Source organism: Marinobacter salinexigens (genome assembly GCF_008370345.1).
Lineage (GTDB): Bacteria > Pseudomonadota > Gammaproteobacteria > Pseudomonadales > Oleiphilaceae > Marinobacter > Marinobacter salinexigens.
Window position 1 is genome coordinate 142,593 of sequence record NZ_VTUU01000008.1, and the last position, 19,937, is coordinate 162,529.

Consider the following 19,937-nt stretch of genomic DNA (forward strand, 5'->3'; position numbering starts at 1 on the left):
TCTGTTGTACGAACTTTGTACGATTCTCGCTCGACTTGAGACAGCCGACGAGAAGACCCATACTCGAAAGGGCCGCTATTCTATTCTAAAAAAGCGCCAAAGAAAACAGGGAAACGCGCGGTTTCCCTGTTTTCTGTATAAGGCCTTTTACATACGGCCAAACGGAGGCATTCCACCACCACCGCCCGGCGGCATCATACCACCAAGACCGCGCATCATATTAGCCATACCGCCCTTCTTGCTGAACTTCTTCATCATCTTCTGCATCTGCTTGTGCTGCTTGAGCAGACGATTAACATCCTGAATCTGCGTCCCGGAACCTGCCGCAATACGACGTTTGCGGGCATTATTGATCACATCCGGATAACGACGCTCTTTCGGTGTCATCGAGCAAATAATGGCTTCCATCTGCCCCATGGACTTGTCGTTAACCTGCTGCTGGGCCACCTGAGCCATCTGCCCCATGCCGGGCAGCTTGTCCATCAGCCCGCCGATGCCACCCATGTTTTTCATTTGCTGGAGCTGATCACGGAAGTCCTCAAGATCAAAACTCTTTCCCTTCTTGATCTTCTTGGTGAGCTTCTCCGCCTTTTTCTGATCCAGTTTGCGCTCAGCCTCCTCAATAAGAGAGAGCACATCCCCCATCCCGAGAATCCGGGAAGCCACACGGTCCGGATAAAATGGCTCCAGGGCGTCAGACTTCTCACCCACACCCATAAACTTGATGGGCTTGCCAGTGATATGGCGAACAGACAGTGCAGCACCGCCACGGGCATCACCATCAGTTTTGGTCAACACAACACCGGTTAGCGGCAGCGCATCATTGAACGCCTTCGCGGTGTTGGCCGCATCCTGCCCCGTCATGGCATCAACCACAAACAGGGTTTCAATCGGATTAACCGCTTTGTGCAGGCGACCGATTTCACCCATCATCTGCTCGTCCACATGCAGACGACCGGCAGTATCCAGAATCACCACATCTACATGCTTCTTACGCGCCGCAGAAATGGCACCCTCAGCAATATCTACCGGATCCTGGTCTTCAGAGCTGGGAAAGAACTCAACACCCACTTCTCCGGCCAGGGTTTCCAGCTGTCGGATAGCCGCCGGGCGATAGATATCCGCACTGACCACCATGACCGACTTTTTCTGCCGCTCTTTAAGGAAGCGGGAGAGTTTTGCCACCGTTGTGGTTTTACCCGCACCCTGAAGACCCGCCATCATGATGACCGCCGGCGGCTGGGTAGACAGGTTCAGGGACTCGTTTCCGGCCCCCATCACCTTTTCCAGCTCCTGCTGGACCACCTTCACGAACACCTGACCCGGCGTCAGGCTTCGCTGAACCTCCTGGCCGATCGCCCGGGAGCGAACACCTTCGACAAAGTCCTTCACCACTGGAAGTGCGACGTCCGCCTCAAGCAGAGCCATCCTTACTTCTCGCAGAGTTTCCTTGATATTGTCATCGGTAAGCCGCGCCTGGCCTGAAATTTTGCGCAGGCTACCGGAAAGTCGGTCTTGAAGGTTTTCAAACATGGTGCTCTTCCGTACCCCGGATAAATTGAGTGCATGGATCCCAGAGCCACACAGGACTCCTTGATTCCAGTTGCATAATCGCGACATTATAACCAGACTATCGCCCTGAAACGACCAACCCGGTCAAATCGGTGACAAAGCACACCGACATTCTGTTAGCACAGTGGTCAATAAGGAAGTCATGGGAACGCTGATTCTCGCGGTTACCTCTCTATTTCTTTACAGCGTCGGAACCGCATTGCAGGCTTTGCATTTCAGGGGACGAGTGCAAAGTAATGCCGCGATTACCACTCTGATCGGCATTCTCGCCCTTGTCAGCCACGGGCTCCTCATCGCCCAGACCGTCCACCATGACGGTGGCTTCGATTTCAGTTTTTTCAAGAGCTCCGTACTGATCTCCTGGATCATCGTCTTTCTATTATTAGGGCTCAATTTACGGAAGCCGGTGGAGAACCTCCTGCTCGGCGTGTACCCGCTGGCCACCCTGACCATCATCATGGCGCTGATAACCCACACGCCATCGAGACTCGTTTCTGACGACAGCTACGGCATGCTCTCCCACATCGCCCTGTCGGTAACAGCCTACAGCCTGTTCACGCTGGCAGCCATCCAGGCCATCCTGCTTTATTTCCAGAACCGGCAGCTCAAGCACAACTACAACAGCCTGCTGGTCCGCAATCTTCCGCCACTGCAGACGATGGAGTCCCTGCTGTTTGAACTGGTCTGGGCGGGCGTCGTTATGCTGACCCTGGCCATTGGAACCGGAGCTCTGTTCGTCAAGGACCTGTTCGCCCAGGACCTCGCCCACAAAACCATCTTCTCACTGTTATCCCTTCTGGTGTTCGTTTCTCTACTGGTCGGACGCTACACAAAAGGATGGCGCGGTATGACGGCAAGCCGCTGGACACTCGCCGGCTGCGCACTGCTAATGCTGGCCTTCTACGGAAGCAAGTTTGCACTGGAACTGGTCTTCCACAAGGGGGGCTGAGGCCAAGTCAGTCAGCCACCACTTGACACCGACCTCAGGCAAACCCTATTTTCCCCTCTCGTCAGTTTTAAAGGACTCCTCTCTTGAACGAAACATCGCTTACTGCGCTGTTCATTCTGCTTATCGGCCTTATCCTGCTGTCCGGTTTCTTCTCAAGTTCCGAAACCGGCATGATGTCCCTGAACCGATATCGTCTGAAACACCTTGCAAACACAGGCCACAAAGGTGCCCGACGAGCCCAGAGCCTGCTACAGAGGACCGATCAGCTCATCGGCGTCATTCTGATCGGCAACAACTTCGTCAACATTTTCGCCTCATCCATCGCCACCGTCATAGCCATGGAACTGTGGGGCGATGCCGGCATTGCCATTGCCACGCTGTTGCTGACAGTCGTCATCCTGATATTTGCCGAGGTCACCCCAAAAACGCTTGCTGCCCTGTTCCCTGAGAAAATTGCGTTTCCGGCCAGTTTTATTCTGGGCCCCATGCTGAAACTGCTCTACCCGATTGTCTGGGCCGTCAACCTCCTTACCGGCATCATACTCAAACTCCTTCGGGTATCACCGGACGATGCCGCAAGCGACCACCTGAGCCGTGAGGAACTGCGAACCGTGGTTAACGAAGCCGGCGCCCTGATTCCAGCCAAGCACAAAGATATGCTGGTCAGCATCCTGGATCTGGAAAAGGTGACCGTCAACGACATCATGGTGCCGCGAAACGAAGTCGTGGGCATAGACCTGGACGATGACACCGACACCATACTTCGCCAGCTTCGCAGCAGCCAGCACACGCGCCTTCCTGTATACAAGGGCGATATCAACAACATCCAGGGCACACTGCACCTGCGCAACGCATCCAAACTCCTGCAGCAGGAAGACATCAACCGCGCAATGATCATGCAGCTATGCCAGGAACCCTACTTCATTCCTGAAAGCACACCTCTAAACACCCAACTGATCAACTTCCAGAAAGGTAGACGTCGGTTCGGCATCGTGGTCGATGAGTACGGCGATGTACTGGGACTGGCAACACTGGAAGATATTCTCGAAGAAATTGTCGGGGACTTCACGACGGACTACGCTGCCACAAGCCCGGACATCATTCCCCAGGACAACGGCACCTTTATTATTGATGGCACTGCAGCCGTGCGCACCATCAACAAGACCCTCGGCTGGAAACTTCCCACTGACGGCCCGAAGACCCTGAACGGACTGATTACCGAAACCCTGGAGAACATTCCTGACACCAACGTCTGCCTCAAGGTCGACGGCCACCGGGTAGAAGTACTCCAGATAAAGGATAACGTGGTGAAAGCCGCCATAGTCCACCCTAAAAAGCGGAAAAAGCGTACACTTGGCCTTTAAACACCGGCTATTTTTTTGACAGGCACCCAAGGTTAACTTTTAATCATGTTCAGTTGCCGAAAAATGCGGTAAATTTGTACAATAACCAGAATAGTAAATATTCAAGCTCGGTCATGTATCCGGTTGAGGCGTAAAAGGAGTCTGCCATGAACAAGCAGTCCGGCATACATTACCTCCGCGAACACAGGGAAGCTGGCAGCAACAAACCGGTCCCCATGGAGGTTACCCGCATCCGCGACACTGTCGTCGCCGGACTGGGAGATCTGCTGCAGGGAGCATTTGATGCGGTTGATGACTCTCTGTTTGAGCTCGCCAATAACGCGCGCAGCAACAATGAGCAAAACCGCTACTTCGAAGCGATGCGGGAAATTCGCATCAAGCGCAAAGGCGTGGAAAAGCATTTCCAGAATGCCGTTTCCCAATTCTTTGCCAATCCTCCCCATGCAGGACAGATTCAGGAAGAGTCGCTGAGCAAACAGGCGACCGTCGATACCCTGTCTCTCGTGGGCGATGAAGACCTGGAAGAACAGGTTGCCCTCAACGCCATGATCACCAAGGCCAAGGCGCATTTCCAAGGGCCGCTGCTTCAACTTCAGACCCGGTTCAGCCAGGTTTATCCCGGCGCAACGGAAGACTCGCCCGTCAACCCGATGGCACCGGAACATCTATGCAGCGCCTTTACCGAAGCTATCCAGGCACTGGAAATCCAGATTCGTGAACGTCTGATCCTGCTCAAACAGTTTGACCGCTATGTTGTATCGAACCTTGGCATGCTGCTTGATGAAGCCAACCGCATCCTTATCCAGGCGGGCGTTATTCCCAATTTCCGTTACCATGGAAAATCGGGCAAAACTCAAACAACCAGCACCAGTGCCACGCAACCGGCAACTGACAGCAGCGCATCCGAATCGGCCACCAGCACTGAGGACGAGCACGAGAACATCCTGTTCGATCAGATCAGACAGATGCTTGCCCTTCAGCGAGCTAATGCTGGCATGCCCCCCCGACATACTGACCCAAGGTTACGAGTGGTGGGCGGAGCCGAACTAACCGACCTTCTGAACTCATTGCCTCTGATCGATGCACTCCCGAGCGGCGACAACCTGAGCGCTGGCGAACCTGTCGCTATCGACCTCCGCCAGGTGGTTCAACAGTTGCTCGCCAGGGCAGATGCTGGCGATGGCCGCGAGCCGGCCCTGAATGAATTTGACGAAGACCTTATCAACCTGGTGTCCATGCTGTTCGAGTTCATACTGGATGACTACAACCTGTCAGCGCCGGTACAAGTGCTCATCAGTCGCCTTCAGATCCCTATTCTGAAAGTTGTCATGCGTGACAAGACCTTCTTCAGCCAGGCTACACACCCGGCCCGGCGCCTGCTCAACTCACTGGCAAGGGCGGGTATCGGCTGGAGTACCAGTGACGAAAAAGCCAAGGACAAGCTGTACAACCAGATCCATAACATCGTTCAGAGAATTCTTAATGAATTCACTGGCGACGTGGCCCTGTTCGATACACTGAATCAGGAGTTTGAACAGTTCCTTGAGAAGGAAAACCGGAAGGCCTCACTTGTAGAGCAGAGAACCCGGGAATCTGAACGCGGTCGCATCAAATCCCAGAAAGCCCAGGAAACCGTTGATACCCTGCTCAAGGAAAAGCTTGCCCGATACAAGCTGCCCGACCCCATCTACGACATCCTGATGAACGGCTGGAGCCGCTTCATGTTCCTGGCCTACCTGAGAGACGATGTAGAACATCGCTGGCACGAGGCCGTTCGCACGGTGGACGATCTCATCTGGTGCCTTCACCCTCATCAGGAAGATGAAGAACGCGATCAATGGGTCAGAGTTGTCCCAAGCCTGTTAAAAACACTTCGGGCAGGCCTGGAAGAGGTGTCTTACAACTCTTCTCGTCTTGATGAAATGATGGGGCACCTGAAACACGAGCTTGCCGAAGCATTCCGAACCAATGCCGCCATAGAGGCCCGTCAGGACTCACCGTCTGAACCGGAGCCGGAGGAAGAGATTGCAACGGTTCACCAGACAGCCGTTGAACGCCAGCAAGAGCTGGAAGAGGCCGCCATCTCCGAATACATCACTCAGATTGACGGTATCCAGATTGGCAACTGGGTGGAATTCCGCCTCGTCAATGGTGCCAGCTTCCGCTGTAAGCTGTCAGCCATTATCGAGGAAGCTGATTGCTTCGTATTTGTTAACCGCATGGGCCTCAAAGTTATTGAAAAAACCCGTGTTGAGCTGGCTCACGAGATGCGAAGGGGCAGACTGACGCTACTGGAACAAGGTGCACTGATCGACCGGGCACTTGACGCAGTAGTTGGAAGCCTGCGGAGCAAAACCGCCTGACATCGATGCAGCACCAGGGCACCACCTACCAACTCCCGGCGGGTTATCGGTTCACCCTGGCGCTGTCTTCGGCGCTGCTTGCTCACATACTGCTACTCTCGGGCTTGCCATCGATCATCGACCAACCCGAGCACGCCCCTCCTACAGTACAGATCGAGCTCGTAGCCGCCAGCCATACCACCCCACGAGCAAGTGCACAGAGCACGAGTGAGCGCCAACCAGAACCAGATCTGAAACCATCCGAACATTCGTCAGCACCACAGCTCTTGCAAAAGCCCGCCACGCATGACGCGCCGAAAAAGCCTCAAAAAACCCAAAACCTGTCGGCAAATCGCAGTGAACGCGTAAAAGACAACGGAGCCCCGCAAGCATCTCAGGCGCCTTCGAAAGCGCAAAGCGGAGCCGAGGACCAGGCAACCATTATCAGCCAGTCACCGGGTGAAACAGACCCTTACCTCGTTGAACTGCAGCTGCTTATAGCGAAAGAGCTGGAGAAGGTAGGAGGATATAAAGTGTCCATTCTACCCGAACCGGTCACCATCAGGATTCAACTGAATTTACTGGATAATGGCGCCCTGACCCGGGCAAGAATCGTCAAACCGACAGGAAATACCAGAATAGACAATGCCGCCTACAAAGCGACTCTTGCTGCCAGCCCGTTCCCGGAACCGCCGACTGACAACAAGAACCAGAACCGCTTTGAAGTCGAACTCAAGTTCTCTCCCAAGCGGCTCTGAAACCTCAAACTCAGGCTTCGGCCTGCTTCACAGCATCCTTAACAGCCTGGGCAAGCTCACCGTTTTCTGACATCTCAAGAACAATGTCACAACCGCCAACCAGCTCTCCATTGATGTAAAGCTGTGGGTACGTCGGCCAACTGGAATAGACTTTCAGGCCTTCACGCAGTTCCTGATTGTCCAGGATGTTAACAAACGCAAAACGCTCACCGCAGGCCATCAGAGCCTGGACTGTCTTGGCAGAAAAACCACACTGCGGAGCCTGGGGTGTTCCCTTCATGTAGAGAATAACCGGGTTTTCTTCGAGCTGGCTTTTGATCGTTTCGTTGATGTCCATGAACTTTACCTCAGATAGAAAACAGAATTGCCGCAAGGCAACGGACGATGGCCCTATTGTACACTTCCCGTCCTGCGCCCACCAAACACAGCTTTTGACCCAGGCTATGCCGCCAGTTACGGCGTTGTCATCCCCGCCATGAAGGGCTAGACTTGTGACCCCATTTTTTCGGTAAATTTTTCACACAGAATCCCATATTACCGGGCTTCGTTGAGACAAGGGCCTCACCATGGCGGCGAGACATTTTCTGACACTGAACGACATGACCACCACCGAGCTGGAGAGCCTGGTGGACCACGCCAGCACATTGCGCAAAGAGTGGCGACAAGGCACCGTTCGGGACAGTCTGAAAAACCGCGTACTGGCAATGATTTTCGAGAAATCATCCACTCGTACCCGGGTATCCTTTGAAGCCGGTATGACCCAGCTTGGTGGTTCGGCCATGTTCCTGTCCCCGCGGGATACACAACTTGGGCGTGGCGAACCGATTGAGGATTCCGCGATCGTCATTTCCAGCATGGTCGACGCGGTCATGATCCGTACCTTTGCCCATGAAACCGTCGAGCGTTTTGCCGCAGCATCCTCAGCGCCGGTTATCAATGCCCTGACCGACGAATTCCATCCTTGCCAGTTGCTCGCGGACATGCAGACCTATCGCGAGAAGCGAGGCAGCATTCGGGGCGCCAAGGTAGCCTGGATTGGAGATGGCAACAATATGTGTCACTCCTACATGAATGCCGCTACCCAATTCGACTTCCACCTGAACGTCGCCTGCCCTGAAGGCTATGAGCCCGATGCAGAATTACTCGAGCAACACAGCGATCGGGTCACCATTTTCCGCGAGCCGGCAGAAGCAGCCCGAGGCACCAACCTGCTGGTGACCGACGTCTGGGCATCCATGGGTCAGGAAGATGAACAGAAGGCTCGTGAAAAGGCTTTCCAGAACTACCAGATCAATCCGCAACTGATGTCTGTTGCAGATAAAGATGCGCTCTTTATGCATTGCCTTCCCGCGCACCGGGGAGAAGAAATCTCGGCCGATATGATGGAGCATCCGAGCGCCGTTGTATGGGAAGAAGCAGAGAACCGTCTGCACGCCCAGAAGGCCCTCCTCGAGTTCCTGATCCTGAATCGCCTGGACTGATTTATGACCGCTCACACCCCCTCCCCGGCAGACTGGCTGCTCGAAGTAAACAACCTGTCCTGCGGATATGGTGGGGACTCAGTGGTCCGGAATATCAATTTCGCCTTGAGTCAGGGAGACATCGGCTGTCTTCTTGGCCCCAGTGGTTGCGGTAAAAGCACCATACTTCGGGCGCTGGCGGGATTTTTACCACTGAACAGTGGCGAGATCCGGCTGCAGTCCCAGGCCATCAGCCTTCCAGAACGGACGCTACCTCCTGAAAAGCGTAAAATCGGCATGGTGTTTCAGGACTATGCCCTGTTCCCTCATCTGACGATCTCAGACAACGTGGGATTTGGTCTCCACAAGATGGGAAAGGCCGAAAAACGACAGAAAGTCATGGAGTTGCTGAAAGTGGTCCACCTTCAGGATCTCGCCGACAGCTACCCCCACGAACTCTCTGGCGGCCAGCAGCAGCGAGTTGCACTGGCCCGGGCGTTGGCTCCCGAGCCCACACTGATACTTCTTGACGAGCCGTTTTCCAACCTGGATGCCGACTTACGCCGCCGCCTGAGCCTGGATGTGCGGGAAATCCTCAAAAACCGTGGCATCAGTGCCATCCTGGTCACTCACGACCAGCAGGAGGCCTTTGCCATGTGCGATCAGGTTGCGGTACTCAGGGATGGCAGTATCCAGCAGTGGGATGTGCCCTACAACTTGTATCACGAGCCCGCCAACCGCTTTGTGGCAAGCTTCATCGGCCAGGGCGGTTTTGTTCCGGGTAAAGCCCTGGGGCCAGACACCATTGAATCAGAACTGGGCATCATTCATGGCAATCGGGCTTACAAATGGGAGCCCGGCACCCTCGTCGATGTTCTGATCCGGCCTGACGACATCGTCTACGACCCGGAATCCGGGTTACGCCCCAAGGTTATCGAAAAAACCTTTGCCGGCACGTCTACTTTGTACCGCTTCCACTGCTCGAAGGATACAGAGTTTGAAGCCTTGTTCCGCAGCCATCTGGATTTCCATATGGGTGAGAATGTACCCGTGAGGGTCGAGGCGGAACACCTCATCGCCTTTGAGCGTTCCGCCTGAACAGACTCAGTTGCTGCAAACCCGCTCGACAGCATCCAGCCAGCCCGCGTAGAGGGATTCCCTGAGCGCAGGCCGCATGGCTGGCTGGAACTCTCGCTCACATTCCCAAAGCTCGGAAATCTGATCGAGACTTTCATACACGCCCACCTGAAGCCCGGCCAGATAGGCGGCCCCCAGTGCCGTGGTTTCTGTCACTCTGGGGCGATCAACAGCAACGTTGAGAATATCCGCCAGAAACTGCATAACCCAATCATTCACCGCCATCCCCCCATCTACTCTAAGTGAGGCCAGACGGGCACCATCGTTGCGAATCGCCCGAACCAGATCCTTGGTCTGATAACAGACTGATTGCAAACCGGCGGTCACGATTTCCCCAATCCCCGTGTCACGGGTCAGCCCCATGATGGCGCCACGGGCATGAGGGTCCCAGTGTGGCGCACCCAGGCCGGTGAACGCAGGCACCAGGTAGACCGGATTTTCCACGCCCACCGTCTCTGCGTGTACCGACGACTCACTGGCGTGCTCTATCAGCCGCAGACCGTCCCTGAGCCACTGCATGGCCGCTCCGGCAATGAAAATACTCCCCTCGACTGCAAAACAGGGTTTGCCGTTCAGCCGGTAGGCTATGGTGGTAAGCAGGCGGTTCTCAGACCTCAATGCCTGGTCACCGGTATTCAGTATCAGAAAACAGCCGGTGCCGTAGGTGCTTTTTGCCATTCCAGGCCTGAAGCAGGCCTGGCCGATCAAGGCTGCCTGCTGGTCCCCGGCAATCCCGGCAACGGGCACCGACGCCCCAAACCACTTGTCCAGCGTTGAACCATAGTCCGCTGCGCAATCCAGGACCTCCGGCAGTAATGTCTTCGGCACCCGGAATAGCGCCAGAAGCTCATCATCCCATTGTTGCTGATGGATATTGTAGAGGGCTGTGCGAGATGCATTGGTGGCGTCGGTAAAATGCGACTTTCCGCCGGTGAGATTCCACAGGAGCCAGCTGTCGACGGTTCCAAACGCCAGCTCTCCGGCTTCTGCCCGCGCACGCGCACCGTCAACGTTATCGAGTATCCAGGCGATTTTGGTTGCAGAGAAGTATGGATCGATCAGCAAGCCGGTGCGTTCGACCACAGCGTTTTCGTGCCCGTCTGCCTTCAGCTTGGTACATACCGACGCGGTCCTCCGATCCTGCCAGACAATGGCATGATAGATGGGGTCACCCGTCGACCTGTCCCAGATCACGGTGGTCTCACGCTGGTTGGTAATGCCAATACCAGCAAGCTGATCTGCCGTTACCCCGGCATCCTCCAGCGCACCCCGGCACACAGACAGGGTGCTGTTCCAGATCTCCGTGGCATCGTGCTCAACCCAGCCATCATCAGGAAAATACTGGTGAAACTCCTGCTGGGCGACCCCCAGACTTTGCCCGCGTTCGTCAAAGACGATGGCGCGGGAGCTGGTCGTTCCCTGGTCGATAGCAAGCAGATAACGCGTCATGCAACTCTCCAATCCGTTTTTCACGAAGTGTAACAGTCACAAAGGCGTCGGAAGAGTAACCAAGGCAAGAAACGGGAAGAAAGGCATAAAAAAAGGGCTGGAAACCAGCCCTCAAATGACGAATGAAACAAGGAAAGTTCGTAAGAACTACAACCTCAAAAGTCATCCCTTACACTTTCCATTATCGGGATCCTGCCGACGCTTTCAGTAACGGTTGTGTAGCAGGATTGTTACATCTGGTGATGCAATGAGCGTTCCGTCACAAAACCGAGTCATCTGCCTTCTTTCTCGGCCAGACCAGGCTGAAACGGGCACCGCCCAATGACGGACTTTTGCTCACAAACGCCTGACCGCCGTGCCAGTACAGAATCCTGCGAACAATCGACAATCCCAACCCGTACCCACCGGAAGTTCGGGTGCGACTGTCATCCAGGCGAGCAAATGCGGTAAATACTTTCTCCCAGTCGGCCTCCGGAATACCGGGGCCATCATCCTCGACATCAACCCGACAGTTATCCTCGTCGATATGGCAATGCACCAGAACGCGACTACTGGCATAACGACCGGCGTTGCCGACCAGATTCTGAATAGCACGGTGAATATAACGGGGTTCAATATCTGACAAAGCCCATTGCTCCGATCCTTCGTCGATCTGGGAATCAATTGTCAGCGCCGGGCGGATCAGCTGTTGTTCGGAGACAACCTGACGTACAAGATCGGTGACTGACCCTTCCTGTAATGAGAATACGGGGCCGCCCTGTTCCAGACGGGCGTATGTCAGGATCTCATCAATCAGCTCATCCAGCTCCTGGATATCACCATCAATACCATCAAGCTGCTTCTGCAGCCCGGCTTTGTCCTGACACTCTTCAATCATCTGCACCCCGAAACGGATCCTGGCCACAGGCGTACGCAGTTCGTGAGACACCGCATGGATCATTTCACGCTGAACCTGGACCAGCCGCTGTATATGCTCGGCCATACCATTGAACGATTTGGCAAGCCGCGAGACCAGGCTGCTATCCCCTCCTTCGACACGAGCCCCCAACTCTCCACGGGCAATCCGGACTGCGACGGATTCAACGGTACGGAGGTTGCCGTCGATCTCCCGCACGGCAAGAAAGAGCGTAACCGCCAGCACAGCACCGACAACGGACAACAACAGGAATACCACCTGCCAGGCCCAGGGCGCATAGGCCGGAGGCATATCAACCTGCAGCAGCTCACCACTGGACAACCTGATCATGACATGCCCGGCATCATCATCCTGAAAAAACACCATGGAGGAATCAGCCACACGCTCCAGCACCTCTGCGGATGGCAGGGAGGAAGCATCCTCTACCGGACGGATGCCAACCTGCAGAGCATCAGACAAGCTCCGGACGACCTCATCACGATCATCAACACTGGCCATCGTGAGGTGCCAACGGACAATCAGTGCAACAGCTTCTGAAATATCCCGGTAGAGCTGATCGACCCTGAGCTCAAGCACCTCACCATTTGCACCCAATACCAGCAACCGCGTGCCAGCGCTGTTGTTCAGGGCCACCACCTGCCCATAACCAAGGCGCTCACGTGCAATCGGCGAGAGCTCAAGCTGCCGGGCATCCGAGATGGTGAAATCGTACAGCGGCGCCATCCAGTGGTAGCGCTCCTCAGGCACCGGAGACGCAGCCAGCCAGCGCATCAGCGGCTCGGGAAACTGTTCCTGCCAAACCTGGGATCTTACGGAGTCAATGCCCTGAAACAGGCCTATACAGAGAACGATGACCAGCCCGGTCAGCCCGGCCAGTCGAAGATAGAGATTGAGGAAAAGCTTCAGGGGCATGGCACCTACCCTGGCACGAAGAACTGGAGCCGGCAGTCAAGGATCACCAACTCCAGAGACCGGATATCAGGCTTCCTTCACGAAGAGGTAGCCTTTACTGCGTACGGTCTTGATTCTGCGGGGATGGATCGGATCATCACCGATCTTGGGCCGGATCCTTGAGACCCGGACATCTATGGAGCGGTCCTGGCCGTCGTACTCAATCCCCCTGAGGGCCGTGAAAATCTCTTCCCGGCTCAGCACCCGTCCGGCGTTGCTCGCCAGCAACCAGAGCAGGTCAAATTCGGCGCTGGTGAGGTCGATACTTTCGTCGTTCAGCCACGCTTCCCTCATGGAACGGTCGACGACAAGATCGTTAAACTGGAGACGAACCGGCTCTTCGCCGCTTCCCTCTTCAGCAGAACCCTGACTGTTTTCGGTAACCCGACGCAACATCGCACGGATACGAGCCAGCAGAACACGCGGTTTGACCGGCTTACCGATATAGTCATCGGCGCCCATTTCCAGACCCAGAACCTGATCCAGGTCGTCCGTACGGGCAGTCAGCATGATGATGGGGCCAGTGTAGGCCGGACGCACGCGGCGGCAGATGGACAAGCCATCTTCCCCCGGCAACATAAGATCCAGCACCACCAGGTCCGGTTTTTCGTTACGGATGCGTTCAACCGCCGCACCCCCGTGGGTTTCGAGAGACACCTGCAGCCCGTTACTTTCGAGATATTCACGGGTCAGCTCTGCCAGCCGCTCGTCGTCTTCGACAATGAGAATACGCCAACTTTCGTTTGTCTGTTCCACGCCGCCATCCATCTCTGGTTATGTTCTTCCGGTTTATAGATCTCTCGTTCCACCTGTCGGTACAGGCAACCTCATGTAACACCAATTATACATGCTATTCAGAAATATACATGGATCAGTTGATTCGTTACACCATGTGACATTCAGCACCACTGGCCTAATCTGCCATCCACTGTCACAGACACGTCACTCTCTGGTCACCGATGTGTCACACCGGCTTCATAGGCTTGTCGGGAAATGGAAACAAAAGAGACCATGCCATGACCGCACAATCCGTTAAGGCCCGACGCAGCGCCCGCCAGCTCAAAACTGACATGACCCGTTGTCCCACTCAGGTTGAAGCCGCCCAGCGCCTGCGATACAGGGTGTTCTCGGAGGAATACGGTAGTGATCTCGGAGCTGAAATCCCGGGTATCGACGCCGATGCTTACGACGCTGTATGCGATCATCTGATCGTGACCGACATGGAAACAGGAGAGCTGGTCGCAACAACCAGAATCCTGCACCAATCCAATATCGGCCCGGTTGACGGCTTTTATTCCGCCGGCGAATTCGACCTGACCGCCCTTGAATCCCTGCCGGGCACGGTCGCCGAACTGGGACGCACATGCGTTCATCCCGACTACCGTAACGGCGCAACTATCAGCCTTCTGTGGTCCGCTGTTGCCGAATACCTGATTTCACACAATGTAGACTATATGATCGGCTGCGCCAGCATTGGCATGTCAGATGGCGGACTGAAAGCCTGGAGGATCGCCCGGCACTTGCAGCAGGAGTATCTGGCAGATGAACACTTCCGGGTATCTCCGCTGAGGGAACTGCCACACCTGACACATACAACCGTGGCAGAACGCTCCGTCGACGTCCCACCGCTCATTCGGGCTTATATGCGACTGGGCGCCAGAGTCTGCGGAGAACCCTGTTGGGACCCGGAATTCCGTTGTGCCGACTTGCTGGTTCTGCTGGAAGTCGACAAACTCTCCGCCCGCTACAGCCGGCACTTTATGGGCAAGGCTTCCTGAGTTGATTTCCCCCGGAGGGGGAATCAGGCAAACAGACAGACGAGGGACAAGCAATGGGATGGCTGAGGCTGATTGTCAGATTAACAGCGTTTGTACTGTTCCTGCTGGCTACCGTCACTCTGGCGATCGTTCTGCTTATCAGCGATGCAATCACCCGCAGGAAGATTGACCGCACGCCCTGGGCAAAACGCTGTTTCCGTGTCGGCTGCCGAACGCTGGGCCTGCGGATCCATGTCCACGGTGCCCCAGATCAGGAGAACGCCCTGTTCGTCAGCAACCATATCAGTTGGTCAGACATCCCCATTCTTGGCAGCCTGACACCCGTTCGGTTCCTGTCCAAAGCAGAAGTCGGCCAGTGGCCGGTCATCGGTTGGTTAGCGCAGCAGGCCGGCACCCTGTTTATCAAGCGCGGTGGAGGTAAAGCCAGACAGATTCGCCGTACGATTTCCGAGCACCTCACCGACGGAGAGTCGGTGTTGATATTCCCGGAGGGAACCACCAGTTCCGGGCTGAGCGTGCTACCCTTTCACGGATTACTGCTCGGCGCAGCAGCAGATGCCCGCACAGCCATTCAGCCGGTCACGATCAGCTATCGTCGTGACGGACGCCCGGATCATCTGGCTCCTTTCATTGGTGATGACGACTTCCACACCCACATGTTCGCCATGCTTCGACAGCCTTCGGCGAGGGTGGACGTAGTGTTTCATGCGCCGGTTCACGCTCCTGCCGGAATCGACAAAGCAGAAAGAAGCACCTCAGAACTATCCGCACAACTCCATGAGACGGTGCTCGCAGGACTGAAACGCATCCATGATGGCGAATTTGACCACGAGCCTAAGCCGGTCAGAATAGCGGACGACCCTGAGCTATCTCATCCTCAGTAGCTTCGCGGCGCCCGACAATCTCGAGATCGAAGTACAGAGTGAATCCCGCCAGGGGGTGGTTGGCATCTACCTTGATCAGGTTGCCATCAATCCCGACCACCTGAACAATCTGCGCCTCATCACCCGTATTGGTCTGGAACTTCATACCGACTTGCAGGTTTTCCACACCCTCGAACATTGAGCGGGGAACTTTGCGTACCAATTCTTCCTGGTGCTCGCCGTAAGCCAGTTCCGGCGGCACGGTAACTTCCAGGCAGTCTCCCACGTTGCGATCTTTGACCGCTCTCTGGATACCCTCGATGATATCGGGTGTTCCGTAGATAAAGTGCAGCGGCTCGCTGCCTTCAGATGTATCGACAAGCTCTCCGACACGGTTCTTGAGAATGTAGTGAACGGTATAGACGGCTGGTCGGTTCTGTGAAGCATCCATGGATATTTCGGGCTACCTGTTGTTTGTCGGTGAATCAGTTATCTGAAGACCATGTACCACCAGACCGTAATCCAGTTTTTCTTTTAACCCGGAGGGGTTGCGAAGCCCCATGCGTTCAAGCAAAGAGCTGTACCGCCCATCTTCGTCCCGGGTTCTCAAAGCCTTCCAGAGGACTCCAAGTTTACCACGTCGGGTCGCCGTTGCGGCCTTAAGAGCGTTAAGGGCTCTCCCTAACCTCAGCTCCTCATCGGTAAAGTCCCGCCCAAATGGAAACGCCGGGAACAATTCACTGCTTCCAGTAACAGAAACCGCCGCATGCACGCTCTCTGGCGTGTTGTTACACCATTCTGGCGGCAACCGGAAGGACGCATCTACTTTGCCCGCCTTCTGAGCCTGCTTCAGCAGCCCCTGCTGAAAGCGGGAATCCGCAATGCGGATAAGGCGCAGATAAACTTCCTCATCGCATTGGCCCCGAAGATCCGCAATGCCGTACTCGGTAATCACAATATCCCGCAAATGACGAGGAATGGTGCAGTGGGCATAGTTGAAGACAATATTTGAAACCACACGGCCTCCGGAATGGCGAGTCGCCCTCAGTGTGAGGATGGACCTGGCGCCAGGAAGCTCATGAGCCATAGCCACAAAGTTATACTGGCCACCAACGCCACTCACCACACGGCCGTCATCCAGCCCATCAGAAACGGCCGCGCCGCTCAGCGTATACATCATCGCAGAGTTGACGAAACGCCCATGAACCCTCTGGGCAGCCTTAAGTTTCTGATCCCCGTAGGTATGGTCGTACAACTGGTTAACGAAGTTCACACTGGTCATACAGATACGGTCACGATCCTTGTCCGGAAGATCCCTCAAAGCCTGATAGAACTTTTCCGGGCCAACATAGAACCCACCATGCATAGCGATCCCGCCCTTGAGTCTGCTGCCCAGAGCCAGACTGGCGATCAATTCCCGGGCTTCGGCACTATCGAGATCCCCTTCAACCGAGTGCTCCCCGATCCGCAGCCGCCCTCCCTTGAACTCGACGCTATCCTGCAGAATCCCCATGGACACCAGCAGGCTTACATCGCGGGCCCTCAAAGGAGAATCGACCAGCTTTTCCCGTCTCAGAACATCCAGGCTTTCCATGCTCACCCGGGTACCCAGATCCCCCCGGTTGAGCAGGGTCTGCAAGTCCACCTGATCAAACACTTCACGGGTCAGGATACCGGCATCCATGAGGTAGACGAAGCCGTCCACCATCATTTCACTGCACCCGTAAAGTCCCTGTTCAAATGGGCCGCTTCCGCCGTATTCACCCACAACGGGGAATCGCTCCGCTACCTTCAGGTGATCATATACCGCAATCCAATCGTCGTTTTGCCGGTGGCGCAGAATGGCGCTGTGAACAAGCGCAGCCCCCAAAGATCCGATGCCCACCTGAAGCGTTCCACCGTCTTTCAACAACGCACTGGCGTAAAAACCAATCAGGTGATCTTCCGGACTGACCGCCATCGCCGGCGCAGAAAACAGCGGATAGTCACTGGCTGGATGGTCCAGCACAACGTCGAATTCAGATTCATCAATCGCCGCGTGATGCCCCATAAATGGCAGGTTCTGATTGGTTTCAGCCACGAGGGCGACAGGGGTTCCGCTCGCTTCCCTTTGCCTCAGCAGGGGAATCAGGTCCAACGACAAGTCTGGGTTGCAGCTCAGACTGACTTGCCCCAGCTTCCCTACAGCGTCGCCAGGAGAGACCATCTGCCCGACCACGTTGATACCCTGAGCCATCAGGTCTCTGACCGCGTGGGTATAGTTGCTGCTTACATAATGGCGCTGCTGTGACCGGTTATTGAGATAACTACCGGCCTTAAAGAAAAATTCGGAGACACGGACATTGGAGGGAAGACGGTTCGCTGACACATCACGGGCGTAGGCAAGTTCGGGAATCTGGCCATAGAGCCGCTCAACAAACGGGCCCATGAACCGTTTTTCCAGGGATGAACTCCCCTTTGGCGCCAGCAGCGACAGCGCTGTCACAATATGGAGAGAGATATCCGGATCAGCCTTGGCACGTTCATACAATGCGTTGACAAAGCGGACCGGTTTTCCCAGCCCCAGAGGCAACCCTAACGTGATATTTTTGCCCACCCGCCTGATGACTTCATCAACACACGCTTCCGCTTCGTTCAGCCGATGGCTCTTCACTTCCGTCATCGCCATGCTCCTTCCAGGTCACAAAACTGTTGTTATCGAAGGATGATCACACGGGACCGGTACGCAGACAATGCGCCATGTCAGGATTTTCGAGGGTTAGCAGCAGGAATCGGGAAATACAGGGAGGGGGTCAGAAATTCCACTTCAGGTTCAGGCACGCACCTTCGTTAAGGAAGGCAATACCATGGTCTGGCTGTGCGGGTTCAGAGGCATAGCGCTTACCGTGGTCCTGGCGTCGGGTCATCGAGAGGGTCAGCAGCTTGGAACCAAGAGCACTGACAGCTTCAGACGGGTCCCGATCAAAATCACCCGACATGCGCTCCTGAAGCTCGTAGACATCTTCCGTGGTCAGGTTTTCATTGAGGTCCTCAAATACGCGCTCGGCGGCATCTGCACGAACCACAAAGGCAACCATGTTGAGAGCAAGCAGTGCGACAAAAATGCGAATAATCATGACACGTCTGACGACCTTTTGACTGGCGAAAAAATCAGCAAATCCCTAGTGCTAAAGTCTAATCATTGTGACGGATAAAAATGTGAATTTGCACACAATGGCGCCAGTAATTTGTCACCACCCTCAGTCTTTTTTGTCAACTTTTTATCCCGAACTTTGCAGTTTGTAACCGTAAAGAGCAGGAGGCGCTCCGGAACCCTTCCGGAACGCCGCACCGCAGGCCATTATGGACAGGGATATGTGAACTCTTGATGAATAGTCTCAATTGCCTCAAGCACCTCGGCACTAAGCTCCAGATTTGCAGACCCGAGGTTCTCCCGCAACTGATCCATCGTGGTTGCACCAATGATGTTGCTGGTCACAAAACTGCGGCTATTCACATAAGCCAGCGCCATCTGTACTGGTGACAGATCATGCTTGCGGGCAAGTTCCACGTATGCACGAGTAGCATCCATACCTCGCTCCCCGCTATAACGACTGAACCGTTCATACAGGGTCAACCGCCCTTTCTCCGGCCACTTACCCCCAAGGTATTTACCCGAGAGCATTCCGAATGCCAACGGCGAGTAGGCCAGGAGTCCCGTTTGCTCCCGATGGGCAAATTCCGCCAGGCCAACTTCAAACGTGCGATTCAACAGGCTGTACGGGTTCTGAATACTGACAACCCGAGGCCACTCATTCTCCTTCGCCAGCCTCAGGTACTCCATCGTTCCCCACGGCGTCTCGTTGGACAGGCCCACATGGCGAATTTTTCCCTCTTTCACCAGTTCATTCAGTGCGCCAAGCGTTTCCTCAATAGGTGTAAACGCCTCATCCGCTTTATGGGAATACCCCAGCTTGCCGAAAAAGTTGGTATTCCGGTCTGGCCAATGGACCTGGTACAAATCAATGTAATCTGTCTGAAGGCGCTTTAGGCTGGCATCACAGGCTTCCCGGATATGCTCCCGGATCAAACGTGGTCCGTTCCGGAGATAAGTCAGCCCATTACCGGGCCCGGCCACTTTCGATGCAATAACCAGATCGTCCCGCCGGCCACGCCTGGCCAGCCAGTTGCCCAGACAGGCCTCAGTGTGCCCCTGCGTCTCTGCCCTCGGAGGCACAGGATACATCTCAGCGGCATCGATAAAATTCACCCCTTCGGATGTCGCATAGTCCAATTGTTCGAAGGCGTCCTGTTCAGTGTTTTGCTCTCCCCAGGTCATGGTGCCCAGGCAGATCTGGCTCACATCAATATCGGTATTTCCTAGCTTTCGGGTTTGCATAGCATCTCCGCTTCAGAGTG

Annotated in this window: 17 protein-coding genes; 8 read left to right on the forward strand and 9 right to left on the reverse strand. The window is 55.2% G+C overall.

What is annotated here, in order from left to right:
* Window positions 1–147: 147 nt before the first annotated feature.
* Window positions 148–1,533, reverse strand: a complete 1,386-nt coding sequence (gene ffh / locus FWJ25_RS15445) for a signal recognition particle protein (protein ID WP_149601162.1) — start codon at window positions 1,531–1,533, stop codon at window positions 148–150.
* Between the two features lie 181 nt (window positions 1,534–1,714).
* Here ffh and FWJ25_RS15450 point away from each other — a divergent pair, with 181 nt between their 5' ends.
* The 4 genes from FWJ25_RS15450 (at window position 1,715) to FWJ25_RS15465 (ending at window position 6,985) form a co-directional block, all read left to right on the forward strand.
* A complete protein-coding gene (locus FWJ25_RS15450) occupies window positions 1,715–2,521 on the forward strand; it encodes a cytochrome C assembly family protein (protein ID WP_149601163.1) in 807 nt (268 codons plus the stop codon).
* Window positions 2,522–2,604: 83 nt separating this feature from the next.
* Window positions 2,605–3,885: an HlyC/CorC family transporter gene (locus tag FWJ25_RS15455; protein ID WP_149601164.1), complete on the forward strand. Its 1,281-nt coding sequence runs from the start codon at window positions 2,605–2,607 to the stop codon at window positions 3,883–3,885.
* A gap of 146 nt (window positions 3,886–4,031) precedes the next feature.
* A complete protein-coding gene (locus FWJ25_RS15460) occupies window positions 4,032–6,248 on the forward strand; it encodes a DUF1631 domain-containing protein (protein WP_149601165.1) in 2,217 nt (738 codons plus the stop codon).
* A gap of 5 nt (window positions 6,249–6,253) precedes the next feature.
* Window positions 6,254–6,985, forward strand: coding sequence for an energy transducer TonB family protein (locus FWJ25_RS15465; RefSeq protein ID WP_149601166.1), 732 nt, complete (start codon window positions 6,254–6,256; stop codon window positions 6,983–6,985).
* Between the two features lie 10 nt (window positions 6,986–6,995).
* Here the strand turns inward: FWJ25_RS15465 and grxD are convergent, their stop codons facing one another.
* Entirely contained in the window at window positions 6,996–7,322 is a 327-nt protein-coding gene (grxD, locus tag FWJ25_RS15470; RefSeq protein ID WP_149601167.1) for a Grx4 family monothiol glutaredoxin, read from the reverse strand.
* A gap of 229 nt (window positions 7,323–7,551) precedes the next feature.
* Between grxD and argF the strand changes: the two genes are divergently transcribed.
* Window positions 7,552–8,466, forward strand: a complete 915-nt coding sequence (argF, locus tag FWJ25_RS15475; RefSeq protein ID WP_149601168.1) for an ornithine carbamoyltransferase — start codon at window positions 7,552–7,554, stop codon at window positions 8,464–8,466.
* 3 nt (window positions 8,467–8,469) lie between these two features.
* Window positions 8,470–9,543, forward strand: coding sequence for an ABC transporter ATP-binding protein (locus tag FWJ25_RS15480; RefSeq protein ID WP_149601169.1), 1,074 nt, complete (start codon window positions 8,470–8,472; stop codon window positions 9,541–9,543).
* 6 nt (window positions 9,544–9,549) lie between these two features.
* Here the strand turns inward: FWJ25_RS15480 and glpK are convergent, their stop codons facing one another.
* The 3 genes from glpK to FWJ25_RS15495 form a co-directional block, all read right to left on the reverse strand.
* Window positions 9,550–11,031 (reverse strand): glycerol kinase GlpK, encoded by a 1,482-nt coding sequence (glpK, locus tag FWJ25_RS15485; protein ID WP_149601170.1) that lies wholly within the window; start codon window positions 11,029–11,031, stop codon window positions 9,550–9,552.
* Between the two features lie 259 nt (window positions 11,032–11,290).
* Complete coding sequence (locus FWJ25_RS15490) at window positions 11,291–12,859, reverse strand: ATP-binding protein (RefSeq protein ID WP_149601171.1); 1,569 nt, start codon at window positions 12,857–12,859, stop codon at window positions 11,291–11,293.
* Window positions 12,860–12,925: 66 nt separating this feature from the next.
* Window positions 12,926–13,666: a response regulator gene (locus FWJ25_RS15495; protein WP_149601172.1), complete on the reverse strand. Its 741-nt coding sequence runs from the start codon at window positions 13,664–13,666 to the stop codon at window positions 12,926–12,928.
* Between the two features lie 248 nt (window positions 13,667–13,914).
* Here FWJ25_RS15495 and FWJ25_RS15500 point away from each other — a divergent pair, with 248 nt between their 5' ends.
* On the forward strand, window positions 13,915–14,676 hold the full coding sequence (locus FWJ25_RS15500) for a GNAT family N-acetyltransferase (protein ID WP_149601173.1): 762 nt from the start codon (window positions 13,915–13,917) through the stop codon (window positions 14,674–14,676).
* A gap of 53 nt (window positions 14,677–14,729) precedes the next feature.
* Window positions 14,730–15,560, forward strand: coding sequence for a lysophospholipid acyltransferase family protein (locus FWJ25_RS15505; protein WP_149601174.1), 831 nt, complete (start codon window positions 14,730–14,732; stop codon window positions 15,558–15,560).
* On the opposite strand, the gene FWJ25_RS15510 is transcribed toward FWJ25_RS15505, so the two are convergent.
* The 4 genes from FWJ25_RS15510 to FWJ25_RS15525 form a co-directional block, all read right to left on the reverse strand.
* On the reverse strand, window positions 15,520–15,990 hold the full coding sequence (locus FWJ25_RS15510; RefSeq protein ID WP_149601175.1) for an FKBP-type peptidyl-prolyl cis-trans isomerase: 471 nt from the start codon (window positions 15,988–15,990) through the stop codon (window positions 15,520–15,522). The genes FWJ25_RS15505 and FWJ25_RS15510 overlap by 41 nt on opposite strands.
* Window positions 15,991–16,002: 12 nt before the next feature.
* Window positions 16,003–18,201, reverse strand: a complete 2,199-nt coding sequence (locus FWJ25_RS15515; RefSeq protein ID WP_149601176.1) for an acetyl-CoA hydrolase/transferase C-terminal domain-containing protein — start codon at window positions 18,199–18,201, stop codon at window positions 16,003–16,005.
* A 130-nt stretch (window positions 18,202–18,331) separates the two neighbouring features.
* Window positions 18,332–18,655 carry a hypothetical protein gene (locus FWJ25_RS15520; protein WP_149601177.1) on the reverse strand — a complete coding sequence of 108 codons (324 nt, stop codon included), beginning with the start codon at window positions 18,653–18,655 and terminating at the stop codon, window positions 18,332–18,334.
* 224 nt (window positions 18,656–18,879) lie between these two features.
* Complete coding sequence (locus FWJ25_RS15525) at window positions 18,880–19,917, reverse strand: NADP(H)-dependent aldo-keto reductase (protein WP_149601178.1); 1,038 nt, start codon at window positions 19,915–19,917, stop codon at window positions 18,880–18,882.
* Between the last annotated feature and the right edge of the window lie 20 nt (window positions 19,918–19,937).

Coding starts and splice junctions, on each gene's coding strand:
- FWJ25_RS15510 (WP_149601175.1), bottom strand. CDS start 15,990: ATGGATGCTTCACAGAACCGACCAGCCGTCTATACCGTTCACTACATT.
- FWJ25_RS15450 (WP_149601163.1), top strand. CDS start 1,715: ATGGGAACGCTGATTCTCGCGGTTACCTCTCTATTTCTTTACAGCGTC.
- FWJ25_RS15465 (WP_149601166.1), top strand. CDS start 6,254: ATGCAGCACCAGGGCACCACCTACCAACTCCCGGCGGGTTATCGGTTC.
- glpK (WP_149601170.1), bottom strand. CDS start 11,031: ATGACGCGTTATCTGCTTGCTATCGACCAGGGAACGACCAGCTCCCGC.
- ffh (WP_149601162.1), bottom strand. CDS start 1,533: ATGTTTGAAAACCTTCAAGACCGACTTTCCGGTAGCCTGCGCAAAATT.
- FWJ25_RS15505 (WP_149601174.1), top strand. CDS start 14,730: ATGGGATGGCTGAGGCTGATTGTCAGATTAACAGCGTTTGTACTGTTC.
- FWJ25_RS15525 (WP_149601178.1), bottom strand. CDS start 19,917: ATGCAAACCCGAAAGCTAGGAAATACCGATATTGATGTGAGCCAGATC.
- argF (WP_149601168.1), top strand. CDS start 7,552: ATGGCGGCGAGACATTTTCTGACACTGAACGACATGACCACCACCGAG.
- FWJ25_RS15460 (WP_149601165.1), top strand. CDS start 4,032: ATGAACAAGCAGTCCGGCATACATTACCTCCGCGAACACAGGGAAGCT.
- FWJ25_RS15480 (WP_149601169.1), top strand. CDS start 8,470: ATGACCGCTCACACCCCCTCCCCGGCAGACTGGCTGCTCGAAGTAAAC.
- FWJ25_RS15490 (WP_149601171.1), bottom strand. CDS start 12,859: ATGCCCCTGAAGCTTTTCCTCAATCTCTATCTTCGACTGGCCGGGCTG.
- FWJ25_RS15500 (WP_149601173.1), top strand. CDS start 13,915: ATGACCGCACAATCCGTTAAGGCCCGACGCAGCGCCCGCCAGCTCAAA.
- FWJ25_RS15520 (WP_149601177.1), bottom strand. CDS start 18,655: ATGATTATTCGCATTTTTGTCGCACTGCTTGCTCTCAACATGGTTGCC.
- grxD (WP_149601167.1), bottom strand. CDS start 7,322: ATGGACATCAACGAAACGATCAAAAGCCAGCTCGAAGAAAACCCGGTT.
- FWJ25_RS15515 (WP_149601176.1), bottom strand. CDS start 18,201: ATGACGGAAGTGAAGAGCCATCGGCTGAACGAAGCGGAAGCGTGTGTT.
- FWJ25_RS15495 (WP_149601172.1), bottom strand. CDS start 13,666: ATGGATGGCGGCGTGGAACAGACAAACGAAAGTTGGCGTATTCTCATT.